This window comes from Vibrio sp. R10-SG-ISO4 (assembly GCF_059834135.1).
Genome location: NZ_JCBDHJ010000005.1, coordinates 16,683 through 43,337, shown reverse-complemented (window position 1 = coordinate 43,337; position 26,655 = coordinate 16,683). Strand labels below are relative to the sequence as shown.

24 protein-coding genes are annotated in these 26,655 nt (G+C 54.1%); 10 read left to right on the top strand and 14 right to left on the bottom strand.

Features of this window, described 5'->3' with window-relative positions; all coding sequences use genetic code 11:
• Positions 1–404, top strand: a 404-nt coding sequence (locus AC6R03_RS03645) for an alpha/beta fold hydrolase (RefSeq protein ID WP_500653635.1), incomplete at its 5' end; no start/stop codon positions are given.
• A gap of 229 nt (positions 405–633) precedes the next feature.
• Positions 634–1,104: an ATP-dependent Lon protease gene (locus AC6R03_RS03640; RefSeq protein WP_500630594.1), complete on the top strand. Its 471-nt coding sequence runs from the start codon at positions 634–636 to the stop codon at positions 1,102–1,104.
• Positions 1,105–1,234: 130 nt separating this feature from the next.
• Here the strand turns inward: AC6R03_RS03640 and AC6R03_RS03635 are convergent, their stop codons facing one another.
• Entirely contained in the window at positions 1,235–3,562 is a 2,328-nt protein-coding gene (locus AC6R03_RS03635; RefSeq protein ID WP_500630599.1) for a Tex family protein, read from the bottom strand.
• A gap of 240 nt (positions 3,563–3,802) precedes the next feature.
• Between AC6R03_RS03635 and AC6R03_RS03630 the strand changes: the two genes are divergently transcribed.
• The 4 genes from AC6R03_RS03630 (at position 3,803) to envZ (ending at position 8,575) form a co-directional block, all read left to right on the top strand.
• Positions 3,803–5,752 carry a putative ATP-dependent zinc protease gene (locus tag AC6R03_RS03630; protein ID WP_500630595.1) on the top strand — a complete coding sequence of 650 codons (1,950 nt, stop codon included), beginning with the start codon at positions 3,803–3,805 and terminating at the stop codon, positions 5,750–5,752.
• Between the two features lie 43 nt (positions 5,753–5,795).
• Positions 5,796–6,281 (top strand): transcription elongation factor GreB, encoded by a 486-nt coding sequence (gene greB, locus AC6R03_RS03625; protein WP_500630596.1) that lies wholly within the window; start codon positions 5,796–5,798, stop codon positions 6,279–6,281.
• A gap of 164 nt (positions 6,282–6,445) precedes the next feature.
• Positions 6,446–7,165, top strand: a complete 720-nt coding sequence (gene ompR, locus AC6R03_RS03620; protein WP_500630597.1) for an osmolarity response regulator transcription factor OmpR — start codon at positions 6,446–6,448, stop codon at positions 7,163–7,165.
• Positions 7,166–7,243: 78 nt separating this feature from the next.
• Positions 7,244–8,575, top strand: coding sequence for a two-component system sensor histidine kinase EnvZ (gene envZ, locus AC6R03_RS03615; RefSeq protein WP_500653634.1), 1,332 nt, complete (start codon positions 7,244–7,246; stop codon positions 8,573–8,575).
• A 117-nt stretch (positions 8,576–8,692) separates the two neighbouring features.
• Here envZ and AC6R03_RS03610 read toward each other — a convergent pair whose 3' ends face one another.
• From AC6R03_RS03610 to gspC, 12 genes are all read right to left on the bottom strand, one after another.
• A complete protein-coding gene (locus AC6R03_RS03610; RefSeq protein ID WP_500630702.1) occupies positions 8,693–9,460 on the bottom strand; it encodes a type II secretion system protein N in 768 nt (255 codons plus the stop codon).
• Positions 9,461–9,464: 4 nt separating this feature from the next.
• Entirely contained in the window at positions 9,465–9,956 is a 492-nt protein-coding gene (locus AC6R03_RS03605) for a type II secretion system protein M (RefSeq protein ID WP_500628058.1), read from the bottom strand.
• Positions 9,957–10,000: 44 nt separating this feature from the next.
• Entirely contained in the window at positions 10,001–11,242 is a 1,242-nt protein-coding gene (gspL, locus tag AC6R03_RS03600) for a type II secretion system protein GspL (protein WP_500630701.1), read from the bottom strand.
• Positions 11,202–12,227 (bottom strand): type II secretion system minor pseudopilin GspK, encoded by a 1,026-nt coding sequence (gspK, locus tag AC6R03_RS03595; protein WP_334554925.1) that lies wholly within the window; start codon positions 12,225–12,227, stop codon positions 11,202–11,204. The genes gspL and gspK overlap by 41 nt, the downstream gene beginning before the upstream one ends.
• Positions 12,214–12,867 (bottom strand): type II secretion system minor pseudopilin GspJ, encoded by a 654-nt coding sequence (gspJ, locus tag AC6R03_RS03590; protein ID WP_500630700.1) that lies wholly within the window; start codon positions 12,865–12,867, stop codon positions 12,214–12,216. Before gspJ ends, gspK begins: the two co-directional genes overlap by 14 nt.
• The gene (gene gspI / locus AC6R03_RS03585) at positions 12,854–13,252 is read right to left on the bottom strand and encodes a type II secretion system minor pseudopilin GspI (RefSeq protein ID WP_500630179.1); all 399 of its coding nucleotides are present in this window, start codon (positions 13,250–13,252) and stop codon (positions 12,854–12,856) included. The genes gspJ and gspI overlap by 14 nt, the downstream gene beginning before the upstream one ends.
• Complete coding sequence (locus AC6R03_RS03580) at positions 13,245–13,835, bottom strand: prepilin-type N-terminal cleavage/methylation domain-containing protein (protein WP_500630180.1); 591 nt, start codon at positions 13,833–13,835, stop codon at positions 13,245–13,247. The genes gspI and AC6R03_RS03580 overlap by 8 nt, the downstream gene beginning before the upstream one ends.
• Complete coding sequence (gene gspG / locus AC6R03_RS03575) at positions 13,835–14,278, bottom strand: type II secretion system major pseudopilin GspG (RefSeq protein ID WP_334554933.1); 444 nt, start codon at positions 14,276–14,278, stop codon at positions 13,835–13,837. Before gspG ends, AC6R03_RS03580 begins: the two co-directional genes overlap by 1 nt.
• 23 nt (positions 14,279–14,301) lie before the next feature.
• Positions 14,302–15,525, bottom strand: coding sequence for a type II secretion system inner membrane protein GspF (gene gspF, locus AC6R03_RS03570; RefSeq protein WP_500630181.1), 1,224 nt, complete (start codon positions 15,523–15,525; stop codon positions 14,302–14,304).
• Positions 15,525–17,015 carry a type II secretion system ATPase GspE gene (gene gspE, locus AC6R03_RS03565; RefSeq protein ID WP_500630182.1) on the bottom strand — a complete coding sequence of 497 codons (1,491 nt, stop codon included), beginning with the start codon at positions 17,013–17,015 and terminating at the stop codon, positions 15,525–15,527. The genes gspF and gspE overlap by 1 nt, the downstream gene beginning before the upstream one ends.
• Positions 17,015–19,021, bottom strand: coding sequence for a type II secretion system secretin GspD (gene gspD / locus AC6R03_RS03560; protein ID WP_500630183.1), 2,007 nt, complete (start codon positions 19,019–19,021; stop codon positions 17,015–17,017). The genes gspE and gspD overlap by 1 nt, the downstream gene beginning before the upstream one ends.
• A gap of 87 nt (positions 19,022–19,108) precedes the next feature.
• Complete coding sequence (gene gspC, locus AC6R03_RS03555; protein WP_500630192.1) at positions 19,109–19,981, bottom strand: type II secretion system protein GspC; 873 nt, start codon at positions 19,979–19,981, stop codon at positions 19,109–19,111.
• 374 nt (positions 19,982–20,355) lie between these two features.
• Here gspC and hslR point away from each other — a divergent pair, with 374 nt between their 5' ends.
• The 4 genes from hslR to AC6R03_RS03535 all read left to right on the top strand — a co-directional run bounded on the left by hslR (position 20,356) and on the right by AC6R03_RS03535 (position 25,687).
• Complete coding sequence (hslR, locus tag AC6R03_RS03550; protein WP_334554939.1) at positions 20,356–20,742, top strand: ribosome-associated heat shock protein Hsp15; 387 nt, start codon at positions 20,356–20,358, stop codon at positions 20,740–20,742.
• Positions 20,743–20,787: 45 nt separating this feature from the next.
• Positions 20,788–21,663, top strand: a complete 876-nt coding sequence (gene hslO / locus AC6R03_RS03545) for an Hsp33 family molecular chaperone HslO (RefSeq protein WP_500630184.1) — start codon at positions 20,788–20,790, stop codon at positions 21,661–21,663.
• 338 nt (positions 21,664–22,001) lie between these two features.
• A complete protein-coding gene (pckA, locus tag AC6R03_RS03540) occupies positions 22,002–23,630 on the top strand; it encodes a phosphoenolpyruvate carboxykinase (ATP) (RefSeq protein ID WP_500630185.1) in 1,629 nt (542 codons plus the stop codon).
• A 113-nt stretch (positions 23,631–23,743) separates the two neighbouring features.
• Positions 23,744–25,687, top strand: coding sequence for an AsmA family protein (locus tag AC6R03_RS03535; protein ID WP_500630186.1), 1,944 nt, complete (start codon positions 23,744–23,746; stop codon positions 25,685–25,687).
• An 8-nt stretch (positions 25,688–25,695) separates the two neighbouring features.
• On the opposite strand, the gene AC6R03_RS03530 is transcribed toward AC6R03_RS03535, so the two are convergent.
• Positions 25,696–26,634, bottom strand: coding sequence for a bifunctional GNAT family N-acetyltransferase/hotdog fold thioesterase (locus AC6R03_RS03530; protein ID WP_500628046.1), 939 nt, complete (start codon positions 26,632–26,634; stop codon positions 25,696–25,698).
• Between the last annotated feature and the right edge of the window lie 21 nt (positions 26,635–26,655).

Below are 26,655 nucleotides of genomic sequence, written 5' to 3'. Positions count from 1 at the left end.
CCCCTAAGGTGTTAACCCAATTTAGCCAGCAGTTGGCGGACGATTTCGCCCTCACCATCGAGCGCTTTATGGCACTGCAAGCAATGGGCAGCCCTTCGGCCAGACAAGACATCAAGACGTTAAAACACGCCGTGCTCTCACGCCCTGCGCCTAATCCAAACGCCCTGATGACCGGGCTCACCTTGCTCGCCGACTGCGACTACCGCCACCAGCTCGCGGCGATCTCACAACCCACACTGCGCCTGTACGGCCGACTCGATGGTCTCGTACCCGCCAAAGTGGCCAAAGACGTCAGCGCCCTGATGCCACACAGCACCAGTCATCTCTTCACCGCCTCCTCACACGCGCCCTTTATCACCGAGTTCGACCACTTCTGCCAAATCATTAAAGAGTGGGTGGAGTAAGTTCCTAGAAAAAGAAGTGCCTAGAAAAAACAAGTTCCTAGTTCCTAGAAGTCAGTGACTGGAAAAACAAATACCGAATTCCTGACGTCCACCCTCTAGGCACTAGGAACTCTCCCCTCTAGAAACTAGAAACTTCCCCTCAACTTTTCCGTCTACTGGTCGATAAATAATCGATACCAGAGAATCACCGTGTGTGGTGAGGATTTGGTTGGGTGTGAGGAAGATAGCTATGCTCGTTTCACCAACGAATGTCAGTGTTCCACTCATCGCCCCATCGGTTAATGTGCAAACGGAGCAAGCGGCGCGGGAGAACAAAGTTCGCGAGCCGATTGGTCCGACAATGGCATTAGCCAAGAGCAACGCTGAGCGGAAAGTGAAAGCCGACGATAAGCGACGCCGTGACGCCTCTTGGGATCCCTCAGAGCACCCGAGCTATGAGATGGATGAGAGTGAAGAGTCACGCGCCGCGATTCGTGAAGAGCCGAAAGATAGACTCGATAGGCTGTTTGAGCTGCTGTCACTGGCCAGCTACAGCGAGCACCAAGGTAAAGGCTACGCCATGCGTTTTCGCTTGCCGAAACGCATAATCGATGCGGCGATAACTGAAGGCCAAATGGAAAAGCGTCGGACCGTGATTAAATTTCACTACGGTCATGCCGTGGCCCCCAATACGCCGTCAGATGTCATTGCGGTATTGTAGTACTGAGCGACACTGTGCTTGGAAGCTCCAAACACCGCTCGGAAATGCCGAAAAAAATTCCCCGCCGTGGCGGGGATTTTCTTGGTGATGCTGGGTTTGGGGTTTAGGGTTATGGGTAGTGGGTTTGGGGTTAGCGCTTTGCTTTGGCGAACGCGGCGGCAAAGGCTCCGCCCATCGCTCCCCCTATCGCACTATCGCCTTGGCTCGCTTTGCTGGCATGCTCACGCGAGCGGCCATTCGATGGTCCCTGACGACGCGGCGCATTGGCGCGGCGCTCTTGCCCTGGCTCATCATTAAGACGCATCGACAAGCCGATACGCTTACGCGCAGCGTCCACTTCCATCACTTTCACTTTGACAATATCGCCGGCTTTCACCACATCACGAGGGTCCGCGACATAGCGATCCGTCAACGCTGAGATATGCACTAAGCCATCTTGGTGTACGCCAATGTCGACGAAGGCGCCAAAGTTGGCCACGTTCGACACCACCCCTTCCAGCACCATACCCGGTTCCAGATCGGTGATTTTGTTGACACCTTCAGCAAAGGTCGCGGTTTTAAACTCAGGGCGAGGATCTCGGCCCGGTTTGTCGAGTTCTTTGATGATGTCGGTCACCGTTGGCAAACCAAAATGCGCATCGGTGTAATCCACCGCACGCAGATCGCGCAGGAACGCACTGTCGCCAATCAGCGATTGAAGCGCTACGCCATTTTTTTCAGCGATATTTTTCACCACAGGGTACGCTTCTGGGTGCACCGCTGACGCATCGAGTGGGTTTTTGCCATCCATAATGCGCAAGAAACCGGCACACTGTTCAAATGCTTTGGGCCCCAAACGCGCGACTTTTTTCAAGGCGCTGCGCGTATCAAATCGGCCATGTTCATTGCGGTATTCGACAATGTTTTGCGCCAGCGTGCTGCTTAGGCCCGCCACACGCGTCAAGAGCGCCGATGACGCGGTATTGACATCCACACCGACCGCGTTCACACAGTCTTCCACCACCGCGTCCAAACGCTTGGCCAACATTGCTTGGCTCACGTCATGTTGATACTGACCAACACCAATCGATTTAGGATCGATTTTTACTAGCTCAGCCAAAGGGTCTTGCAAGCGACGCGCAATCGACACTGCGCCGCGCAGCGATACGTCCAGATCGGGGAACTCTTTCGCCGCGAGCTCAGACGCCGAGTAGACCGAGGCACCCGCTTCACTGACCATGATTTTCTGCACTTTCAATCCGTAGCGCTTGAGCAGATCCGCGACAAAGCTGTCCGTCTCACGCGAGGCGGTGCCGTTACCGATTGCAATCAAATCCACCTGATGCTGCTTGACCAGCGCAGCCACCACTTGGCCTGCTTTGTCGTATTGGTTTTGTGGCGGATGCGGATAGATGGTCTCAGTGGCCAGCACTTTACCTGTGGCATCCACCACGGCAATTTTGGAGCCGGTACGCAGACCCGGGTCGAGACCGAGTGTCGCGCGCGGGCCCGCTGGTGCGGCCATCAACAAATCTTTTAGGTTAGTGGCGAACACTTCAATAGCGTCGATTTCTGCGCGCTCTTTCAATGCGCCCATCAGTTCGGTTTCCATGTGCATGGCAATTTTGATGCGCCATGCCCAGCTCACCACTTGTTTGCGCCATCCATCGGCAGGGGCGTCACTCAGTGATAAGCCGTAGTGATCGGCGATGAGGGTTTCGCAATATGATTGACGCACGCCCTCTTCCTGGGCTGGGTCTGCGTCCATGGTCAGCGTGAGGAAGCCTTCATTGCGGCCTCGCAACATCGCCAAGGCGCGGTGAGACGGCACTTTGGCGAGCGGCTCGCGGTGATCAAAGTAATCTTTAAACTTCTCACCGTCACGCTCTTTGCCTTCAACAACGCGTGAGACCAACTCGGCGTGGCGGGTTAAGTAGGCGCGCACCTTCTCCAGTAAGCTGGCGTCTTCTGCCAAACGCTCCATCACGATAGCGCGCGCGCCATCGAGCGCCGCTTTGCTGTCGGCGACCCCTTTACTTTCATCGACGTAACGCAGCGCTTCACGCTCCGGATCATGTTCAGGGTGATGCCACAAGGCGTCGGCGAGCGGCTCGAGTCCGGCTTCAATGGCGATTTGCCCTTTGGTGCGACGCTTAGGTTTGTAAGGCAGGTATAAATCTTCGAGACGGGTTTTGCTGTCCGCTTGTTCGATCTGCGCTTTCAGCTCCGGGGTGAGCTTACCTTGATCGTGAATCGATTTCAGAATGGTCTGACGTCGGTCATCCAGCTCACGCAGGTAAGATAAGCGGCTATCTAGGGTACGCAGTTGGGTATCATCGAGTCCGCCGGTCACCTCTTTACGGTAACGGGCGATAAACGGCACCGTGTTGCCATCATCAATCAGCTTGACGGCAGACACGACTTGCTCAGGGCGAACATTCAACTCCTGAGCGATCAATTGGCAGAGTGCTTGGCTCATCCGTTGGCTCTCATTTTTCTCTTTAATGGGCGATATATTGGGGTGTGCACGATGAAATGCAACGATTTTCCATTCGAGACGCATCGCACCTCAAACAGTATCAAGGTCAAGATAGTCGCCAAACTGGTTGGCAATTGTGTGAAAATTGTGTCAGAACTAGAAAACGTCACGAACTTAATCACTCAGCACCCCTCTCACTCATTTCAACGAGTGACATTCACTAATCATGATGGAAATGCGATGAAAAAACTCTGGCTCAGTCTCTCCTTAACGCTTCTTTCCCTGTTGGCCCCGACGTATGCGCTGGCAGACGCCGCGTACGTCACGCTCGATACGCGCATCGACGCGACCACTGATGCGCCCATCACCCGCCTCGATGAAAAATTGGTGCTCGGTCGACTCGAAAACGTCACCTTGAGCGTCAAAGATGAGCAAGGGCAAGCCGCTCTTGAAGGGGTGCCCTTTGCCGGCAAAATTGATACCGGCGCGGACACCACCTCGATGCACGCCATCGATATTCACGTCTCCAGCCAACATCCGGACTACGCCCAGTGGCAAGATGAGGCATTAATGCGCGCGCTGGTCAAAGACGTCGAGCAAGTGCGCGACATTAATTACAACGATTGGAACCAAGCGGTGTTTGAGCCGTATCAAGTCAGCGTGCGCTTTTCCATCATTCACCCCTATAGCGGAGAGCGCGTCACCTTGGCTCTACCCCTCGAGCGTGTCGGCGTGATTCGCAGCCGATCCAGCGCTGAGCCCATTTTGCGTCCGACGGTCAATGTGCCGCTGACCATTGCTGGCACAACGGTGGACACCGACGTCAACTTAACCGATCGCAGTCAGTTTTCAGCGCCAATCTTGATTGGCAAAACGTTCCTCAAAGATCACGCTTGGGTGTTTGCCGGCGCCGACCATCTGCAAACGTGGAACAGCGCGCAGCTGATTGGCCGCAAAGAAACCGTAGAGATTGACGGCGTGGCGCAGCGCGTCAGCTACTCGTTAAACGCCGCCTACAGCGCGCTCGATGCCAGTGACATTGACGTGAGTGACGATGGCATGCAAGTGCGTTTTACGATTGAAGGCCCGCAAGGCGAGCGCAAAACGCTCTCTCGCCCGGTGATTCGCACGCTTAAGGTGAGCGGCAAGTCGCGCCCTATGGTTTACGTGCCTGTCACTCTCGGCGAGCAACAGAGTCAGCAGTGGCTGGTGTATCTCACCGATCGCCAGCACAAGAGCAGTGACATTCGCCTCGGTAAACAGACGCTCAGCGAGCACTTTGTGATTGACCCAAGCGCGACGGATCTATTGGCCGGCAAAGCGCAAACGCTCTCGAGTCGTCAAGCGCAAGCGGCGCTTCAAATCACGGGGCAAGAAACGCTGCTGCTCGATGGTATCGCCCTGCCCGCCGAGCCCTCTTGGACAGTGGGCACACCGCTATTGAAAGTCGCCAGCTTTGAGACCTATCAACAAAAAGGCAAAGAGTGGGTCACTTATTATCTCAATGACAACGAAATCGGGCTCAATAACAACAAGGGCGAGGCCAAGCAGTTCTCCAAACCGATCCACAAAAAACTCAAAGTTGGGGAGACCACACGCCCAGTAGTGTTTGGCTCGTTTATGTTAAAAGGGCAAGAGGTGGAGCTGCCATACGCGATTGAGGTGCTTGGCGATAAAGAACCGCACGAGCACTTTATCATCGGCCGTAACATGACCGAGGGTGGCGTGCTGATCAACACTCGCAGTGAAGAATTACTCAGCCGCTACCCGCTGTTTAAAGCCGGCCACATTGAAGTCGCGCAAGTGGAAGGGCTCACCTTCCCAGTGAAACTCGATACCGGCGCTGACGTCTCCTCACTGAACGCGCAAAACATCGAGCGCTTTGAAGGTGATGGTCAAGCCATGGTGCGTTTTGATTATGAAAACGATCAGGGCGATAAAAAGACCTTCACCCTGCCGGTGGTGCATGAGATGAGCGTGCGCGCCAAAAAAGGCGAGCAAGCCAATGTGCGCCCAGTGGTGGAAATGCGCGTCAAGCTCGGCGAGCTAGAGAAGAAGATTCGCGTCAATTTGCAAGATCGCGACCGCTTCCACTACAGCATGATTTTGGGCAAGAACTTCCTCAAATATGGCGTGGTGGTCAGCAGTGATGATGACTATCTAGTGACGAAAAAGCCAAGCGGCGAGTAACATAATAGGCCGGTAAAGCGGTTCAATAACTTGGATTACAGCAGTGAAAACAAAACTCATCACCCGCGAAGGTTACAACAAGCTCAAAGCCGAGCATGACCATCTATGGAATGAAAAACGCCCGGAAATTACCAAAATAGTCACCTGGGCGGCCAGCCTTGGCGATCGCTCTGAGAACGCGGATTACACCTTCAACAAGCGCTTGCTTCGTCAAATCGATCGCCGAGTGCGCTTTCTTCGCAAGTTTCTCCCTGAGGTAACCATCGTTGACTACTCGCCGCAACAAGAAGGTAAAGTCTTTTTTGGCGCGTGGGTCGAGATTGAGAATGAAGCGGGTGAGGTCAAAACATTCAGAATTGTTGGGCCGGAAGAAATTTATGGCGACGCCAAAGATTACATCTCCATTGATTCACCGATGGCGCGCGCGCTCCTCAAAAAAGAGGTCGATGACGAGGTCACCGTTCGCACCCCTGAGGGCGATAAAGAGTGGTTTATCAACGCCATCAGCTACCAGAAGCCTGAGTGTTGATGCGCGTCTCTCACCGACCCCACGATTAAGATCCGGTTTAATATCAAAAAAGTCATACTCGCTAACAATTCTTTGCACCACTTTGCGCGGCGCTCTGTTACATTTTACTGTGCGCCCACTCAAATCGACTCGGTCGCATTGGAATGACATAGGTGGATTCACACATGCAAGAAAATCACAAAATCCTCGTCGTGGATGACGATGCCCGTTTGCGTGCATTGTTAGAACGTTACTTGTCTGAACAGGGATTTCAGGTACGCAGTGTCGCCAACAGCGAACAGATGGATCGTTTATTAACCCGCGAGAACTTTCATTTGATGGTGCTCGACCTTATGCTCCCTGGTGAAGATGGCTTGTCGATTTGTCGCCGTCTGCGCAATGCCGGCAGCTCACTACCGATTCTGATGCTCACCGCTAAAGGCGATGAAATCGATCGCATCGTGGGCCTCGAAGTGGGCGCCGATGACTATTTGCCTAAGCCGTTTAACCCACGTGAGTTGTTGGCGCGCATTAAAGCGGTGCTGCGCCGCCAAACAGTCGAGCTGCCAGGCGCGCCAAGTTCTGCTGAGTCGATTGTTGAGTTTGGTGAGTTTCGCTTAAACCTCGGCACGCGTGAAATGTACCGCGGCGAGGAAGCGATGCCGTTAACCTCGGGCGAGTTTGCGGTACTCAAAGCGCTCGTGACCAACGCGCGCGAGCCGATGTCGCGTGATAAACTGATGAACATGGCTCGCGGCCGAGAGTACTCCGCGATGGAGCGCTCCATCGACGTGCAGATTTCACGTCTGCGCCGCATGTTGGAAATCGACCCCAGCAAGCCAAGATACATTCAAACCGTTTGGGGCTTAGGTTATGTCTTTGTCCCGGATGGCAAAGACGCCTAAGCGGCTAGAGAACGGGGCGCGCCTACCCATGGCGTTCCCCATCCCCTAGCCACCCTTCGGACCCGCTAGGAAAACCCCATGCGCATTCGCAGCTCATTCACTCAATCGATTCTCATCTTTCTGACCTTGCTGATTGCTAGCCAAGTCTACTCCTATTACGCCGTATTCAACTATGCGTTGATGCCCAGTTTGCAGCAGTTCAATAAGATCCTCGGCCATGAGATCAATTTGATGCTCGACGATACGCAAAACTTGGACAGCGAGCTCGATATGGACGCGCCGCTGCGTCGCCGAGTGCTTGAGCAGCTTGGGGTCACCATTCACGCCGAAAACAGCCCGATTGCTGCGGAGTACGAGCATGCGGTGACAATAGATTTGATGAGCGAGGAGATGAGCCAAGAGCTAGGCTCGGCAACCGACGTGCGGATGATGCTTGGCACAGACAGCTACGTGCTGTGGATGAAAATCGAGTCCCTGCCCGGCTCGCTGCTGCGCATCCCGCTCTCTGAGCTGCAAGAAGAGGATTTCACGCCCCTATTTCGCAACAGCGTCATCATGGCGCTGCTGATTGTTGCTGGGTGTTGGCTGTTTATTCGCTTGCAAAACCGTCCACTGATCGCACTAGAAAAAGCAGCCAAGGTGGTGGGTCGCGGTGAAATCCCGCCGCCACTGGTGGAGCAAGGCGCCTCAGAGATCCGCTCGGTCACCCGGGCGTTTAATCAGATGTCGAAGGGAATTCAGGCGCTCGAAGAAGATCGCGCGCTGCTGATGGCGGGGATCAGCCACGATTTACGCACGCCGCTGACGCGCATTCGCCTTGCCACTGAAATGATGTCGCCAGAAGACAGCTACTTGGCTGAAGGTATCATCAGCGATACCGAAGAGTGCAACGAAATCATCAGCCAGTTTATGGATTACCTTAAACCGGTGAATAAAGAGTCGTTTGTTGAGGTGGCACTCAATGAGATTGCCAGTGACGTCGCCAGCGCAGAGGGCGGCTATGAGATGGAAATTGACACCCACTGGCACCCTGCGCTCAAGCCGATCAGCGGTAGCCCGATTGCCATTAAACGTGCGATCAGCAATCTCGTGGTCAACGCCGTCCGCTACGGCAACGGCTGGGTGAAAATCTCAACCGGCATGACCGCCGACAGCAAACTGGCCTGGGTATCGATTGAAGACAATGGCCCCGGCATCAAGCAAAGCGACATCGGCAAATTGTTTGAACCCTTCACCCGCGGCGACACCGCCCGAGGCAGCGAAGGCACCGGACTGGGCCTTGCCATCGTCAAACGTATCATGAGCCAACACAGCGGCTCGGTGATCGTCAATAACCGCAGCGGCGGCGGATTAAAAGTGCAGTTGAGTTTTCCGGTGGAAATCGGAGTGTCTAGAAAAAGAAGTGCCTAGGAAAATAAGTTCCTAGAAAAAAGAAGTGCCTAGTTCCTAGAGGGGAGTGCCTAGAAAAAGAAGTTCCTAGTGCCTAGAGATCACCCTCTAGGAACTAGGAACTAGGCACTAGAAACTTCACCACCTCCCCCCATATTCAAACGCGTACTTTCCGTCCGTTGGCGCGGGGAGCCATTTTAGCTGCTCTTGGAGCGCTGGGGGGAAGTTGGATTGCGGTGTGAACCAGGCGCGGGTTTGGTAGCGGCGATCGGGGGTGAGATCGAGCGTGAAAGCGCTCTCGACCTGATCGCTTTGCTGATTACCTGCGACGCTAAGCGCGCTGTCTTGACAAGTAAACGGCGCGACAACAGGGCCTGTGGTTAATTCGGCGATGGGCGTGCCGACGCCTTGCGTATTGAGCACCACGCTGCCTTTCGCCGAGCGGCACCATGGCGCTTGATAATCCCAGTGCTGGATATTGAACTCCACCCGCCCTTGCACATCGAGTGGTACGGGCGGGCGAGGTAGCCAAGGTGTGATTTTCTCAACGGAGAGACTGGCCACCACGTTTTGTGCGAATGCGCCTTGGCGATTGAGACCCAGTGTGCCACGCCCCACGACAAGGCCGCCGCCTTGGCCCACGCGCACTTGCGCTTGTAAGCGGCCACTCAAAAGCGCGCCGATATCAAGCGACCAATTCACTGCGCCCAAATCGTAGCGCTGCCAACGCACTTGCGCCGCGCGCCCTTGCCAAAGGGTGCCTTGAATGCCATCGACACGCAGTTGCGCTGGGATAGCGGCATACTGACCTAAGGTGTGATAAACAAACGATGCCGGCATGTGCACCAACGCGCTCAAGCCAAATACACCCAGTAAACCTGCGCCGAGCAGAAGCCGTTTTTTCATCCCTCTACCCCTTCACCAACTGTAAGCGACGCACATCCACTACGCCCTCTTGCTTGCCTCTATCGAGATCGAGCGCTGTGACGTGCACGCCGTGGGTCTCTTGCAAAAAGGCAATCCAACTGACGAACTGGTTGAACGGCATTGGGCTTATCCACACTTGTAGCTCCTCACCGCGTGGCTGAACGCGCACCAACTCGACGTTGAAACGCTTCGCCGTTGAGGAGACCGCCTGATTCAGCGGTAAGGTTGATACCGAGCGCCCACCGGCGGCGCGCAAACTCGCGATCGTCTCGGCTTGATCTTCGACCCAGCCCAATAACTGCTTTTCGCTTTGCAGCCTAAGCTCTGCCTGCTCTGCGCGCGTGGTCAAGGGTTCGACAATGCCCCAGTATAGGCCGCCCGCCATCACAAGGCCCGCGCATACCATCACAAGGCGCTGCTCACGCGGGGTAATGGCGGACCACCATGCGCTCAGCTTGGTACTAAGCGGCGCCAATAGCGGCGCAAGGCTCGATTGAAAACGTGCTTTCATGACTCTCCTTACGACTGGCCGTCACGTAGCGTTAAAACAAACGAGCCGTTGACACGCTCGCCACTGCGACTGAGCTGCCCTTGCTCAACCTTAAAACGCGATTCAAGCTGCGCTTTGGCACGCTCAAAACTTTGGAAATCATCGCTTTGCGCTTCAAGGCGCACTTCTTTGCGATTGCGATCAAACTTGATACTGGTCAAGCTCAAACCCGGCACTTTGCTAACCGCATCAGGCAGTTGCACCATCCACTCTAACCAGACCGTTTCACTGCTGCCACCGGACAGTTGCGCCGCTTCTCGCTCCATCTCCCGTTTTAAATAGCTGACGGTCGGGATGCGCGTGCGCCCCGGTAGTGCCTCACGAAACAGACGCTCACTCTCGTTGCGATACGCATCGGCTTGTGTTTCAAAGCGCGCGGTTTTCAGCACACTGTCGACGCAAATCAGCGCCAGTAGCAGCATCGCGGCCATGGCACTGCCTTGCCAGACGCGCCAATATTTGCCGAGTGACGATTTAGGCTTGAATGCACCGGTTAATAGATTAACTGGGCTGAGTAAGGCGTGCTCGGCGAGCACCTGCATCACGAGCTTGCCCTCCTCGTTTTCCCAAACGCAATCTTGCCAAGCGGGATGCGCCTTAATCACAGACTCAGGCAGTGGGGTAAGCGCAGTCAGCGCCAAAGGTTCGCCAGCGCTATCTTTGACCCAATCAGAGGCGGTAATCCAAGGTAAAAAGCTTGCCTCTACCGAGACGCCTTGCCACTGACCTTTGCCAATCAGCCACTGCTCACCAATTTGCGCGGCGCACAGCGGCGTCTCCTTCGGCAGTGCCAATACATCCGGCAGCACTTTGCGCACCGAGCAGCCAAGCTCACGCAGATCATCGAGCACACTCGCCAGCCAAACACGCGGCGCGGCGCACACGTGCGCTTGATTGCCTTGTTTAGCCAGCACAACAAAGTGCAGCTCATCGACATCTTGCGCCAACTCATCTTCAAGCAAATAAGGCAGCATAGACTCAAATTGACGCCCAGCGCCGGCCGGGATTTCAACCTGCTTGAGCACCACATCGGCCGCAGAGAGCAGCACAGTCGTCGCGCGCCCCTTAGCGTATTGCGCTAACGCGTCACGCTGGGAATAGTTGGCCAGTTCGCCACTGGCGATCACGGCCCGCTCGCTCGCAGACCAGACCAACCATTGAACAGCGGCATTAGGGTTGTGACTCAGTCGAACGATCAGACTCTCGTTCACCGATACCTCCAAAGCGACGGCGTATCACCGTTGCAGTTTCACGATTTTCACTATACAGCAGGCTCCGCACTCGCACGCGCGAGTCGTTGACCAGCAGTTCAGCATCCATTTCAAAATAACGGCTATCGATATCCAAATAGCCTTTCGCCTGACTTTTCACATCGGCGCTGACCGAAGAGAGCGCCGACTCGGCATAAAATTCATCGACCGATTGCCAGCCATCATAGGGGCGATTGTCGATGACGTTTTTGGCTTGTTCGACACTCAAGTTGGGCGCCAACATGGCCGCGAGCAGCGCACTGTGACGCGCATCCAGCGTATTAATGTTGAGGCGAAAATCACTGGTCGGCAGCGCGCATACATGACCGCGCAGCTTCGTCATCACCTCTGCGCTCACTTGATGAATCGCGCGCAGCTCGCTGGCATCCGCCAGTAAAGAGTTGGCCGTCAGGTAGGCTGGCGACATCGACTCATAGTAGCTGTCTTCCACACCGGAAGAGGTATTCACCGTGGTGTCTTCATCAATGAACTCCCACACCGACTCCGCGATCGCCTGCGCTTGATAACTCTCCACCTCTAGGTATTCGAGCAAGGTTTGCAGCACCTCAACCAAATAGGGCGTGGCGTTGGAGTTGGCCGTCTGCACAACCGCGTAGAGCGCATTGAGGTTCAAGCACGCTTGCCCGTCGGTCAGTGATCCGCGCAGCGTGCCAAAATCGAGCGGATAGGTTTGCTCTTCTATCGCCCAAGGCTGCGAGAGATTGACCGTGTCGCTATCTTGGTAGCTTTGTTCAATGCCCGCCCGCGCAAGCGCCTCTGCACTCAAGCTATACCAATACGCCTGCTGATAATCGAGCTGACTGCTGGCACGGCGAAACTGAGAAAAGAGCCGATCCGCCATGCTAGCGGCAATGCTGACCATCACTGCCAACAGCAGCAGGATCACAATCAGGGCGACGCCGCGCTGCGAGCTAGCCGTTCTCATCGCTCTCTCCTACGCCCGCCAATGTGCCGCCACCCGTCAAATAAATGCGCTCTATCTCACCATAATCTTCCAGCGTTAAGGTCAGTGCCACCGCACTCGGCAACTGGTTACTGGCACGCCATTCACGCTGCCACTCACTGCCATCAAAAAAGCGTAAATCAAACTGCTCGACCTTATCGAGCAGTGGCATCACGATGCCCGCCTGCCCGGTGGGCGTATCTGGGTATCGCCACCAAATTCGTTGTAATACGCCATCTTGGATGCGATAGCCCACTTTGGTCACCTCGCCGCGCGGGAACTGCTGCTGCGGGTTAAACCAACCCAGGCGTGCGAACATCACCCCCTTTTCATCACTGTCGAGCAAGTTATCTTGCCAAGCGATCAGGGTAGATGAGGGCGAATCGCCGCCGGTGCGCGTTTGGCGCAGCGCCATTTGGCGAAAATCATTGTCGAGATAGACAAGGCTACGCTGCAATTCTCCGAGGCGCGCACTGCGCTGCTCTGAGAGCGCATTGCTGCGCTGCACCTGATTGAGCACTTGATAGGCCGCGACGCTCAAACTGGCAAAGATCGCCATCGCTACTAAAACCTCAATCAAGGTAAAACCTTGTGTTCGGCTTGCTTGTCTAGAGCGCCACATAGCTTCTCACCACCACGATCGGCGCGGCTTGCGCGCCCAGTGATACTTTGACATCAAACGCCGCCAACAGATCGCCGGTGGTGCTTACTGGCACCACTTGCCACTGCCATTGGCGCCCCGCTAACTGAGTAGTGCCCTTTTGCGCGCTGGGCTTCACGCCCGCTAAATGTACTTTGGCCATTTGGTTGTCGGCGACCATGGCGGCGAACGTCTTTTCCTCGATGTAACTTAGCGTATTGATGTGCTGACTGACCGAGCGCACTGTGGCGATCGCCGCCGTCGCAAAAATGGCGAGCGCGACCAACACTTCCAGCAAGGTAAAACCGCGCTCTGTGGCGGGGCGAGCAGCAAATCGCCGTGTCATTATCGCGCGTGGTTTACTCATCGCTCTCTCCCGGCGCCAGCAGCACAATTTGGCCGTTCTCTTTGGCGATCACGCGCCATGCGGCCTCTTGTGACCACTGGCCGCTACTCGCCTTTGGCGCAATCGCCAGCTCAAACGGGCTCACTTCACCGCTCGACATAATAAAGACTTGCGGCGTCGGTAGTGCGTCTTTCTCTTCAATGTCTGCAAAACGGTCATCATCAAACAAGCTGCCGGGGCGAAACAGGCGATCTTCGTCCTGCCACGCCGAGCCGCCCATCGTGAGCTTGAGTGCCAAGTTTTCTCCAAGCTCCGTCTCTGCCGGAATTTGGCCATCGTCTAGACGCTGCCACCCCTTCGCGGTTAAGCTTACCAAACGATAGCGGCCGCGCTTTTCATCGACCCACAAGCCGTAATCTTTCCCCGCCAGCATCGCCTCTTCGTTGAGGAGTTGCAGGCGATGATACGCGGCACTGGCGTGCTTTTTTGCCTCACCACTGCTGCGACTGACCAAGGTGGAGACCACCGCCGAAGATGCCAGCGCGGCGATCACCACCACCAGCAAGACTTCAAGTAAGGTAAAGCCGCGAGCGCGTTGACGCATTATTGAAAGTCTTGGATATTCCAGTTACCAATGTCGGCATTGATACCTTCACCGCCCTCTTGGCCATCGGCGCCCAAGGTAAAGATGTCGATATTGCCGTTGTCACCTGGGCTTAGGTATTGGTAGTCGTTGCCCCAAGGATCGCTTGGCAAACGGCGAATGTAACCACCCTCACGGTAGTTACGCGGCTCTGGGTTGGATGGCTTGCTGACCAACGCCTCTAGGCCCTGATCTGTGGTCGGGTAGACGCTGTTATCGAGCTTGTACATGTCGAGTGCGTTTTCCAAGGCGACGATGTCTGTGACCGCTTTCTGTTGATCCGCCTTCTCTTTGTTACCTAACAGGTTAGGCACCACAAAGCTGGCTAAAATCCCCAAAATCACCACGACGACCATCACTTCTAATAACGTAAAGCCTGACTGTTTTTTGATTCTGTTTGTCATTGTTGTTCTCTCCGAGTGCGGGATCATCCCGCCATTAAATTATTCATTTCTAAAATGGGCATTAACGTCGCCATCACGATAAACAGCACCAATCCCGCCATCAGCGCAATCAGTACCGGAGTAAAAATGCCCAGCGCAATATTCACCATGGATTCAAAGTTGGCGTCTTGGTTGTCGGCGGCGCGCGTCAGCATGCCTTCTAGCTGACCACTTTGTTCACCACTGGCGATCATGTGCAGCATCATAGGTGGGAACAGTTTGGTCTGCTCGAGTGCACGACGCAGGCTTGCCCCTTCGCGCACGCTATCGGCGGCAAGGGTCACTTGCTGCTTGACGTAGCGATTGCTCATCACATCCACCGCCACCTTCATGCCGTCCAAAATCGGGATCGCGCTCGACGTGCAAATCGACAATGTGCGGGCAAAACGCGAGGTATTGAGCCCTTTGCTGATTTTGCCAATCATCGGCAAGCCAATCAGTTTTCGATCATAAGCCAGACGCACGCTCGGCTTGGCTAACGCCAGCTTGATGACGTAGCCCAACGCCACGACCGCAAGTAATAAGTAGAGACCAAAGTTCTGAACAAACTCGCTTGAGGCGAGCAGAAACTGGGTCGATTGCGGCAGCGTTTGGCCCATCTGGACAAACTGACCGACAATTTTCGGCACCACCGCCGCCAACAAAAACGCCACAATACCAATCGCAAACACCACCAATACCACAGGGTAGATCAGCGCTTGCTGCAGTTTCGAGCGCATTTTCTGCCGATTTTCGGCGTAATCCGCCAAGCGCTCTAACACGGAGTCCAGATGGCCCGATTTTTCCCCCGCCGCGACCATAGAGCGAAACAGATCATCAAACACATGCGGAAAGTCTGCCAAGCTGTCGGCTAAGGTGTATCCTTCGGTCACTTTGGAGCGCACCGCAAGCAGCATCGAACGAATGCGCGCTTTTTCTGATTGCTCAGACACAGCGCGCAAACACTCCTCAAGCGGCATGCCCGATTGCACCAAGGTGGCGAGCTGGCGGGTGATCAACGCCAAATCTGGAGTACTGATTCCACGACGAAAACCGCTTCGCCCTGAATGGGCTTGCTTGGCGTTTTTCTGCCGCGTCTCTTTGACCTCCATCGGCACCAAACCCTGCTCTTTTAGCCGCGAGCGCAACTGGCGCGCTGTATCGGCTTCGAGCACGCCAGTTTTGGTTTTGCCTTTGCTGTCTAACGCTTTGTATTCAAATGCCGCCATTACGCTTCCTTGGTCACACGCAACACCTCTTCAAGCGTCGTGATGCCTTGTCTGACTTTCTCAAGGCCATCGCGTTGAATGCTTGGCGTGCGGGCACGAATGGCTTTCTCAATCGCTTGCTCGCCCGCGTCATCATGGATGAGCGATTGCACATCGTTATCGACCCGCAGCAGCTCATGGATCCCGGTTCGGCCGCGATAGCCTTTAAAGTTGCACGCTTCACAGCCAACGGCTTTGTGCAGCGTGAGGTTCTCGTCTTCGCCGAGCGCAAACCACTGTTTGATTTGCGCGTCAGCCTGATAGGGCGCTTTACACGATGGGCACAGGGTGCGCACCAAACGCTGAGCCAACACACCAAGCAGCGAGGAGGAGATCAAAAACGGTTCAATGCCCATATCACGCAGACGCGTAATCGCCCCTGTGGCGGTATTGGTGTGCAAGGTAGACATCACCAAATGGCCAGTCAATGAAGCTTGAATGGCAATTTGCGCGGTTTCGAGATCGCGAATTTCGCCGACCATCACCACATCCGGGTCTTGGCGCAAAATGGCGCGCAAGCCGCGCGCAAAGGTCATATCCACTCTCGGGTTGACCTGCGTCTGGCCGATGCCGTCGATATCAAATTCGATCGGATCTTCCACTGTCAGAATGTTGCGCTCATTGCTGTTGATTTCACTTAAGCCCGCGTACAAGGTGGTCGATTTACCTGAGCCGGTTGGACCGGTGACTAAAATGATGCCGTGCGGGCGACCGATGAGCTGACGGAAATCATCGTGATTGGCCTTGGTCATACCAAGGCTGTGCAGATCCAATCGCGTGGCGTTTTTGTCCAAAAGACGCATCACCACGCGCTCGCCGTGCGACGATGGCATGGTCGAGACACGCACATCGACCGAGCGGCCACCGATACGCAGGGAAATTCGCCCATCTTGAGGCACGCGTTTTTCCGCGATGTCGAGCCGCGCCATCACTTTCACCCGTGAGACCAGAAGGGGCGCAAGTTTGCGACTGGGTGACAACACATCACGCAGTACACCATCGACGCGAAAACGGATCGCTAAGCTTTTCTCAAAGGTTTCGATGTGGATATCCGACGCGCCCTCTTTGATTGCCTCTCCTAGCATGGCGTTGATGAGTTTGATGATCGGCGCGTCGTCTTCTGACTCCAGCAAATCTTCATCCTGCGGCAGCTCTTCGGCCAGTGAGAAGAGATCGTCACTGTCCGCGCCAATATCTTCCATCAACTGGCGCGCTTCCGACGAGTCGCGCTGGTAGGCGCGGGTTAAACGCTGTTCAAACTCACTGCTGCTGACCGATTGCATACCAAACGGCTCGCCGACCACGCGATTCACTTCAAGCAAAGCGTCTACCGCGAGCGGTTCAACATAATAGAGCACCAAGCCAGGTGACTCGGTCTGCGCGGTTTCCAACACCAAGCTGAAACGCTTGGCAAAACTAAACGGCAAGCGACGAACGGACGGTCTCTCCATTACTGCACATCCATTTGGTCAAGGAAGGCTTGGATTTCCACCGGATGGCGGATCTCATCCCCAAATTTTGGCAGCACAGGAATGTGCGCATCGTCCATCAGCTTAAGACCTTGGTCCGCTTTATAAAGCTGCTCAGCGCGTATGAAGTTGTATTTGCGCTGCGTGATGCCATCGGCCGTCATGCCATCGCGAATGATGGTCGGTTTGATGAACACCATCAGGTTCTTTTTCTCCACTTGGGTACTGGTCGATTTGAACAGATGGCCAAGATAGGGAATGTCGCCCAGCAGCGGTACTTTCGACTCGCTCTCCAGCGCGCGCTCATCAATCAAACCGCCTAGGACAATCATCTGACCGTCTTCGACCATTACAGAGGTGTTGAGCTGGCGCTTGGCAAACCGCACATCCACCGCGCCATTGGCACCAAGCACGTTGGACACCTCTTGCTCAATATTGAGCTGCACTGAGTTACCTTCGTTAATCTGCGGCACCACTTTGAGTTTGATGCCGACCTCTTTACGGTCGACGGTTTGAAATGGGTTATCGTTGTTCGAACCGGCCGTAGAGCCCGTTAACACCGGCACCTCTTCACCGACAATAAACGAGGCCTCGCCGTTATCCATCACGGTAATGCTCGGTGAGGAGAGAATATTGGAGTTGGAGTCAGTCGATACCGCGCTGATCAGCGCCGTCCAGTCGCCCATCACCACACTGAGCGCTGCGCCATTGACGCCAGAGAGTGCCGAGGCCAGTGTCGAGTAATCGCCTTCTTCATCATAGGTTCTCGTTTTGTACGCACCAGCAGTGGAGTCCCAATAGGTTTCTTCCTTCGTCGTAGTCTTCGCTTCCTCAAGGCCCACCATCACCTGCCCGATCCCCGCGCCGGTGTTGCCGTATTGAATCACTGCGCCGGTTTCTAGCGAGCCCCATTGCACGCCAAGGTTGATGCCATCGCCCTCCGCCATTTCAACAATCAGTGCTTCAATCAACACTTGCGCGCGGCGAATATCCAGCTGTGCGATCACCTCTTGCAACGCGTTCATGATATCGGGCGGCGCCGTGAGCACGAGCGCGTTGGTCCCCGGGTGGGCAGCGATCATCACGTCATTGCGCTGCGAATTGCTGTTGCTGCCAGCTTTTTTCTCCGCTTGCAGGTTGGCCGACACGCCTTTGAGCACCTCAACCATTTCATCGGCTTTGGCGTATTTGAGGTAGACCACGCGGTTGTTGCCTTTCGACGCCATTTCCACGTCAAGCTGCTTGATCAGTCGGCGCAGGCGTTCACGCACTTGCGGATCGCCGGAGATCAAAATCGAGTTGGTGCGATCGTCTGCCACCAACTTAGGCTCCAAAAACGCTGGGGTGTTCTTATCGGCGCTTTTATTCAGCGCATCGACAATACGCACCATCTCTGCGGCAGAAGCGTTGGCTAAATCCACCACTTCGATCTCTTTGTCGCCCGCCTGGTCGACGCGTTTGATGATGTCCGCCAAGCGGTTAACCACGGCGGCGCGTCCGGTGATCAAAATGATGTTAGCAGGGTCGTAGTGCACCACGTTACCGGCACCTGCGTTGTCATTGAGCTGTCTTAGCAATGGCGAGAGCTCGCGCACCGAGACATTGCGCACGGCCACTACGCGAGTGACCACCGCGTCGCCTTGCACGCTGCCATCACCCACCACAGGAATAGCCGAGGTTTTGGCGTCTTTTGCGCGAATGACTTTGAGTACGCCATTCTCCATTTCCACCACGGCAAAGCCATACACTTCTAGCACATTGAGGAAAAAGCGGTAGTACTGCTCTTCGGTCAACATGTCGTAGCTGCGCACATCGACTTTTCCGCGTACCGCTGGATCCACGATAATGGTCTTTTCTAAGTTTCGCCCCACAATGTTAATGAACTCTTGAATGTCCGTGCCCTTAAAGCTGGCACTGAAATCATTGGCGCTCACCAGTGGGGTCAATAAGCTTGCTGCTAACAGCCAAGCACTTCTCTTAATTCTCATGTCCCCACCAAAAAAGCGCCTACAAAAAACGTTCTCAAGCCACTGCTTCACATTATTCTCCTTGTGACTCGCGCCGCTGGGCAAGTCTTATAATTCAATATAAATCTCATAGGGTTGGCCTTCTCGCTCTACGGTGAGCGTCAATTCCGTTAACTCAGACAAGGCGTTGAACACCTGTGTCATTGCCGCAGCGTCCTTTAGGTCGAGGCCATTGATCTGCACCGCGATATCGCCATTTTGCAAACCCACCTCATCAAACAATTCTCGGTCTTTACCCGGAGAAAGGCGGTAACCCACCACATCATCACCTTCTTTAATTTGCGACATGCGCACGTACTGAAACACCTGTTTGGCGTCTTGACGTATCTCTTCTCGGATACGCTCTAAGGTATCAGGGGAGATGTCCACTCGATGGCTCGATGATGAGGAAGAAGAGGTCCCTTTCGATGAAGAGGAAGAAGGCGCCGACTGCGCAGAGTAGTCGATGCCTTGCAGCATGATGGTTTCATTGCGCCCCGCGTTGTCGATGATGACGCGATCGCTGTGGACTTGGACCAACTTGGCGCGCGTACCTTGAATGGCTTCACCGATGCCGACTGTCTCTTGCTGGCCCTTGTTGGCGATGACTGCCAAGCTCTTCTCGCTGTTGGAGCTGACCACCGCGCCCACCAGCACCAAATTGAGACGACTTTTGGGCGCTTCTTGAATCGGCGCCGCCTCGGTTGGGGTCTCTTGGGTGTAGCGGCCAAACAGGTGGCTATTTTGCAGAGAGGAGAGGTTTAAGCGCTCTGGCGCAGTTCGGGTGACTTCACCACTGGCGCGAATGGAGCGTGACACCACACTCGGCGAGTCCACCATCCACCAGACCAGCTCGCCCGCCAGCCAAGCGCACACCACCAAGAGCACAACGGTTAGCCCGCGACTGATTTTTGCTTGAACCTGACTGTTTTTGAGCGACATGCCGAGTTGCGACAGCCGAGTTGCCGAAAATTCCACTCAATTTCCTTATTGTCTGCACCTGGGAGTCCTGATATTCGGGAAAAACGACTCTGTGCAGGGAGTTAACACTGTTCTCATTGTATCAAAGTTTGCTATGAGCTCACTATCAATGCCACTGGGCGCGCTGTTAACGAACGAAAATCTGCCGATTTGCTTGAAAAATCGGATCTCCATCACCATTGTTAACGAATCGGTTATGCCGTGACCAGGTCATCGGCATCCCACTTCGATGTTTTTCGTACATGAGGTCGCCTTTTTCACCTCTTTCATCTCAATACAGAGCCAAGAAAGAGACGATGACGTTCATGCACGCTTATTAGAGAGTAAAAACCACAATGGGTTCCCAAACAGATGTCGTCAGGCTGGATAAATGGCTCTGGGCGGCTCGATTTTACAAAACACGCTCGATTGCACGAAACATGGTCGATGGTGGCAAAGTTCACTATAATGGCCAGCGCAGTAAACCGAGTAAAGCGGTGGAACTTGGCGCTGTCATCACTCTGCGCCAAGGTACGGAAGAGAAAACCGTGGTGATCGAGAAGATTTCCGATCAACGCCGCGGCGCCCCTGAAGCGCAAACTCTATACAGTGAAACCACAGAAAGTATCGCCAAGCGCGAAGACAATGCCTTGCGTCGTAAGCTTCATGCTCACAACCCAAGCCCAGATCGTCGCCCGGATAAAAAGCAGCGTCGCGACATCATCAAATTTAAACATCAATAATGTCTACCCGCACCAGCAAGGCAAAAATTTACGAGGAATCGCCACATGGCAAGCAATGTTTTGAATCGCTACTTATTTGAAGATCTATCAGTACGTGGCGAGTTGGTACAACTGGACGAAGCCTACCAACGCATCATTTCCAGCAAGGAATACCCAGTCGCTATTCAAAAGCTACTGGGGGAGCTGCTTGTATCAACCACTCTTCTCACCGCTACGCTGAAGTTTGAAGGGTCCATCACACTGCAACTGCAAGGGGATGGCCCGGTCTCTCTCGCGGTGATTAACGGTGACAACAAACAGAAAATCCGCGGTGTGGCGCGCTTTGAGGGCGACATTGCCGATGATGCCAGCATCCACGATATGATGGGTAAAGGCTACTTGGTGATCACCATCGATCCGAAACAAGGCGAACGTTACCAAGGCATTGTTGCACTGGAAGGCGATACCTTAGCCGAGATCCTCGAAGGCTACTTTGCTAACTCTGAGCAGTTGAAAACGCGTCTATGGATTCGCACCGGTGAATATGAAGGGACTCCGAAAGCCGCTGGCATGTTGATCCAAGTGATGCCCGATGGCACCGGCAGCGCGGATGATTTTGAGCACCTAGAGCAGCTCACTAATACCGTCAAAGATGAAGAGTTGTTCTCACTTGAAGCCAATGAGTTGCTGTACCGTCTATACAACCAAGAGAAAGTCCGCCTGTTTGATCCGCAACCTGTTGCGTTCCATTGTGGCTGTTCGCGTGAACGCAGTGGCGCAGCAATCGTTACGCTCGACCGTGTGGAAGTAAACGACATTTTGGCCGAAGAAGGTTCAATTTCTTTACATTGTGATTACTGCGGCACGAATTATTCGTTTGATGAATTCGAAGTCGCCGAACTGTTCTCACAAGCCTCAAACGGCAATTCCACGCTGCATTAATTTTCATAACGCAGCAAGCGTGTAATTTTTCTATCAAAAGGCCGACTCTATGTCGGCCTTTTTGTGATCCAATGGCCGTAATCACTCGCTTCAGCCGTAATAAACTAACCTCTTAATTTTAAGCAATTAATAATCCCTTGCGCTCTAGCGCAATACTTTGCGCACACGATACACTGATCGCGCCAATATGTGATGAGTCGCTTAAAACCCCACGAAAATTACGGTTAATCTTTGAACTATATCCCTGTTTTCGAGCAAGCCCATTGCTAGCATGGTGAGCAGATAAATAAAAAAATATTGACAAAATCCCTACAAAAATATTCCTATAAGGAGCACCTATGACCGTTATGGAACATACAAAGGCTGCAACACTTGATCTTACCAAGCACGGACTTCACAACGTAAAAGAGGTGGTACGCAACCCCAGTTACGAGATGTTGTTCGCAGAAGAAACTCGCGCGGATCTGGAAGGCTACGAAAAAGGCGTAGTCACCGAACTCGGCGCAGTCGCTGTTGATACCGGGATTTTTACCGGCCGCTCACCAAAAGATAAATACATCGTGAAAGACACCACCACCGAAGAGCACATGTGGTGGACATCCGACGCGGTGAAAAACGACAACAAACCTATCGATCAAGCGGTCTGGAACGACCTCAAAGCCTTGGTCACCCATCAGCTATCTGGCAAACGCGTGTTTGTGATTGATGGCTACTGCGGCGCCAACCCTGATACGCGCCTCAGTATTCGCGTCATCACTGAAGTGGCGTGGCAAGCCCATTTCGTGAAGAACATGTTCATTCGCCCAAGCGAAGAAGAGTTGGCAACGTTTGAACCCGACTTTGTCGTCATGAACGGCGCGAAGTGCACCAACGATAAATGGCAAGAGCACGGCCTCAACTCAGAGAACTTCACCGTGTTCAACCTCACCGAGCGCATGCAGTTGATCGGCGGTACCTGGTACGGCGGTGAAATGAAGAAAGGCATGTTCGCCATGATGAACTACTTCTTACCATTGAAAGGCATCGCGTCTATGCACTGCAGTGCCAATATGGGTAAAGAAGGCGATGTGGCGATTTTCTTTGGTCTATCTGGTACAGGTAAAACCACACTATCCACCGATCCAAAACGTGCCCTGATCGGTGACGACGAGCACGGCTGGGATGACGATGGCGTGTTCAACTTCGAAGGCGGCTGCTACGCCAAAACCATCAAACTATCGAAAGAAGCCGAGCCAGATATTTACCACGCCATCCGTCGTGATGCCTTGTTGGAAAATGTCACGGTACGCAATGACGGCTCCATCGATTTTGATGACGGTTCGAAGACTGAAAACACGCGCGTTTCCTACCCTATCGAGCACATCGACAACATCGTTAAACCGGTGTCTAAGGGTGGTCATGCGAACAAAGTGATCTTCCTCTCTGCGGATGCCTTCGGCGTGCTGCCTCCTGTGTCTAAATTGACGCCGGAGCAAACCAAGTACCACTTCTTGTCTGGCTTTACCGCCAAACTTGCGGGTACAGAGCGTGGCATTACGGAGCCAACGCCGACCTTCTCTGCCTGTTTTGGTGCTGCGTTCCTCACGCTTCACCCAACCAAGTATGCAGAAGTGTTGGTCAAACGTATGGAAGCGGCGGGTGCTGAAGCCTACCTCGTCAATACCGGCTGGAATGGCAGTGGCAAACGTATCTCTATCCAAGATACGCGCGGCATCATCGACGCCATTTTAGATGGTTCGATTGAACAGGCAGAAACGAAGCACATTCCAATCTTCAACCTCGAAGTGCCGACCTCTCTACCGGGTGTCGACACTGCGATTTTGGATCCCCGTGATACCTACGTTGATCCGTTGCAGTGGGAAAGCAAAGCCAACGATTTGGCCGAGCGCTTTATCAACAACTTTGATAAGTACACCGACAACGCTGAAGGTCAATCACTGGTTGCGGCAGGGCCACAACTCAAATAACGTGACCCTTCACCGTTAACTGTCGCCAAGCCCCTCATTTGAGGGGCTTTTTGATTGCCTGTTGAAGCAAAATGTTTCACTCTAAACACAAGGTGACCCCAACGGACTGGACTGTGAAGAAAACACTCAAGTGGTTAATGATCTCAATACTGCTGATAGCGATGATGGCTATCGGTGCGCTGTTTGCTGTGTTGCACACGGCCAAAGCACCGCAAGTGGTCAAGCAACTGCTTGAGTCCTTGACCCCGTATCAGATCGAGATTGAGTCACTGCGTTACACAGCGCCTTACCAGTTTGAGATGGAGCAAGTCTCCCTGCACCTTGCCGCTGGAAAGCCCGATTCCATCTTTAGCGATACAGACCATAACCACCCCACGCTCCAGTTGCCCAAGCTCACCCTATGGCTCAGCCAGTGGCCGTGGAAGGAGGGCAAACTCGCCTTCGACTCCGTTTTGATAGAAGAAGCTCGCTTGGATGTCACACAACTGCGCGATTGGCTGAACCCGCTGCGCGATACAACGCGTTCTCCTCTGCCCATTCATACCCAGCAACTGGCGTTGAAGCATGTCGATTTGAGCGGTGCCCACTGGTCCGCGCGCGATGTGGATCTGCAAATTCAAGCGCCAAGTTGGCAATCCGATACGCAAACGGTGCCGTTTGGCGACATTCAACTGGCGGCGAAACAGCTCTATATTCACGGCGAAGCGTTGAATAACCTACTGATTGATGGTCGCTATCGCGCACAAAACAGCACCGTCTATGGTGCCTCGTTTGACTGGAATAACGCGCAGCTGTCAGGCCAGGCGGAGCAATATCCACACGGTTGGTCACTGGTCAATGTGACGTTAACCCATCAAAACCAAAATCAGCCGCTCAACATTGAGCGCCTGCGCCGCAGTCTCGCCGCTGTAACGCTGCCGATTGCCCACATCAACAGCTTGGATATTCTTGGCGCGACCTTGCGCTATCAAGATTGGCAATTGGACAATCTCGATGCCTCGCTGGAAAACCTAGACCTCACCCAATCGCTGTGGCAACAAGACAATGGCTACCTATCGCTCAGCGCCGATCGTATCCACAATGGCGAGCTGGTATTGCTCTCACCACTGACCAAAATCACCTTCAGTCAAGGTGAGCTCAATGTGCAGGAGTCGGATGCGGACTTCAAACAAGGGCGGGTGCAGCTGCGCGGTAAGGTCAGCCCAACGCACGTGGCGCTCGACGAGGTCAAACTCAATAACATCAAATGGTTGGAGGATACACAAAGCCTGCTGAATTGGTTTGAGCGTTCGCACTCCACCCTCGACACACTCTCTATCGAACAATTGCACATCAACAATGGCCAAGTCATCCAAATCGAAAAAGCGCCCTATTGGCAGCTCAGTGGCCTCAATGTTCGGGGCAAAGGGCTGACCTTGATTCAAGACCACCAGCTTGGACTCTTTGCGGGAGAGCTTGAGATGAGCGCCAACAACGCCAGTTACGACAAGCTGCTGACGACGCAAGCGGTGCTCAATGCGCGCGTGGAGCAAGGTATCGTCTATCTGGATCGCTTTTTTGCGCCGTTAGCAACGGGCTATATTGATGCGAGCGGTCACCTCGATAGGCGCACCATCAGCCGTCCTTGGTCGCTCACTTTGCACGGCGATGGCGTGCCGCTAGAGCAAAGCTGGCTTTTGCGCTGGCTGCCCTTTACCTTGAGTGGATTTGCCGAACTCAGCGCCGAGCTGTCAGGGTTAGCGGGTGATTACAACATGCTGGCGCACAGCGTGTCGGGCAAAGTGACATTGGCCATGCATCAAGCCACGTTGGAAGCGCACAGCAGTGATGGTGAGCAGCAGTATCAGCTCGCGTTGCCCAGTGAGCCGATTGTCAGCCACTTTGATCGCGGCCGTATTGAACTGAGCGCGCCGTTTGACGCGCCCAGTATTGCCGGTCACATCGATTTGACCAAACCACGCTTTGCTACCTTGCTGATTAAAAGCGAATCTGGCTGTCAGCACCTTTGGTCAGAAGTGTTCAGTCAGACTACTCAGATCTTCGACCGCTGCCCTTAAGCAGCGGGTTAAACGGCCAGTTCACGCCCGGCTTCGCCAAGCATAGTGCGGTAATCAGGCAGCAGCATGTAGGTACCAATAAACTCCACCGCCGCCACATCGCCACTGTAGATGGTGACATGGATGACGATGCGCGCTTTGCGCCCTTGCGCTAAGCGGTCCAAATCGCCGCTGATGCCATCCAGGGAAGTCGACGCCACCGGGTTTTGTACCACAGGGTGGCGATAGCGAATTTGGCTGTCAGCGAGCACGATGTCACCGTGCAAGTTACGCTCTTTCATCAACAGCCAAGTCATGCCCCATCCAGTGAGAGTGGCCAATGTAAAGGCGGAGCCTGCAAACAAGGTGTTGTGCGGGTTGAGGTTAGGATTGAGCTGAGAGACACACTCAAATTGATAGCCCGTGTACTGGTTGATCTTAATGCCCATTTTGTCGCTGATCGGGATTTGATGCTCCCAGCGCTCTTGCAGCTCAGTGCACCATTCGGGTTTACGCAGAACATTTGCCATGGGATCGAGCGGCTTGACCATTTGCTGGTGGCGCACGGGGCCACGCTCATCCGTCAACTCACCACGGCGCTCAAAGCCGTTTTTCTCATAGAAATCTATCGCGTCCTCACGGGCGTTACACACCAAGCGCTTGGCGCCTTCTTGACGAGCAAGCGACTCGAGCGCGACCAACACCAGTGACCCCATACCCTTGCTGCGACGATTGCCTTTGACCGCCATAAAGCGGATCTGACCTTCGTTGTCTGAGGTAATGTATAAGCGCCCAATCGCCATCGGTCGACCACGGCCATCAACAATCATGCGATGGTGGCTCAGCGGATCAAACTCATCGCGTTCAGATCCGATTGGCATCCGCCACGGCTCTCTGAGCATTTGCCAACGAAAATGATAATACTTGTTGAGCTGGTTATCCGTCTTTGGCGTGATTAGCTTAAACATATCTATCCTTGTGTCTGTGTA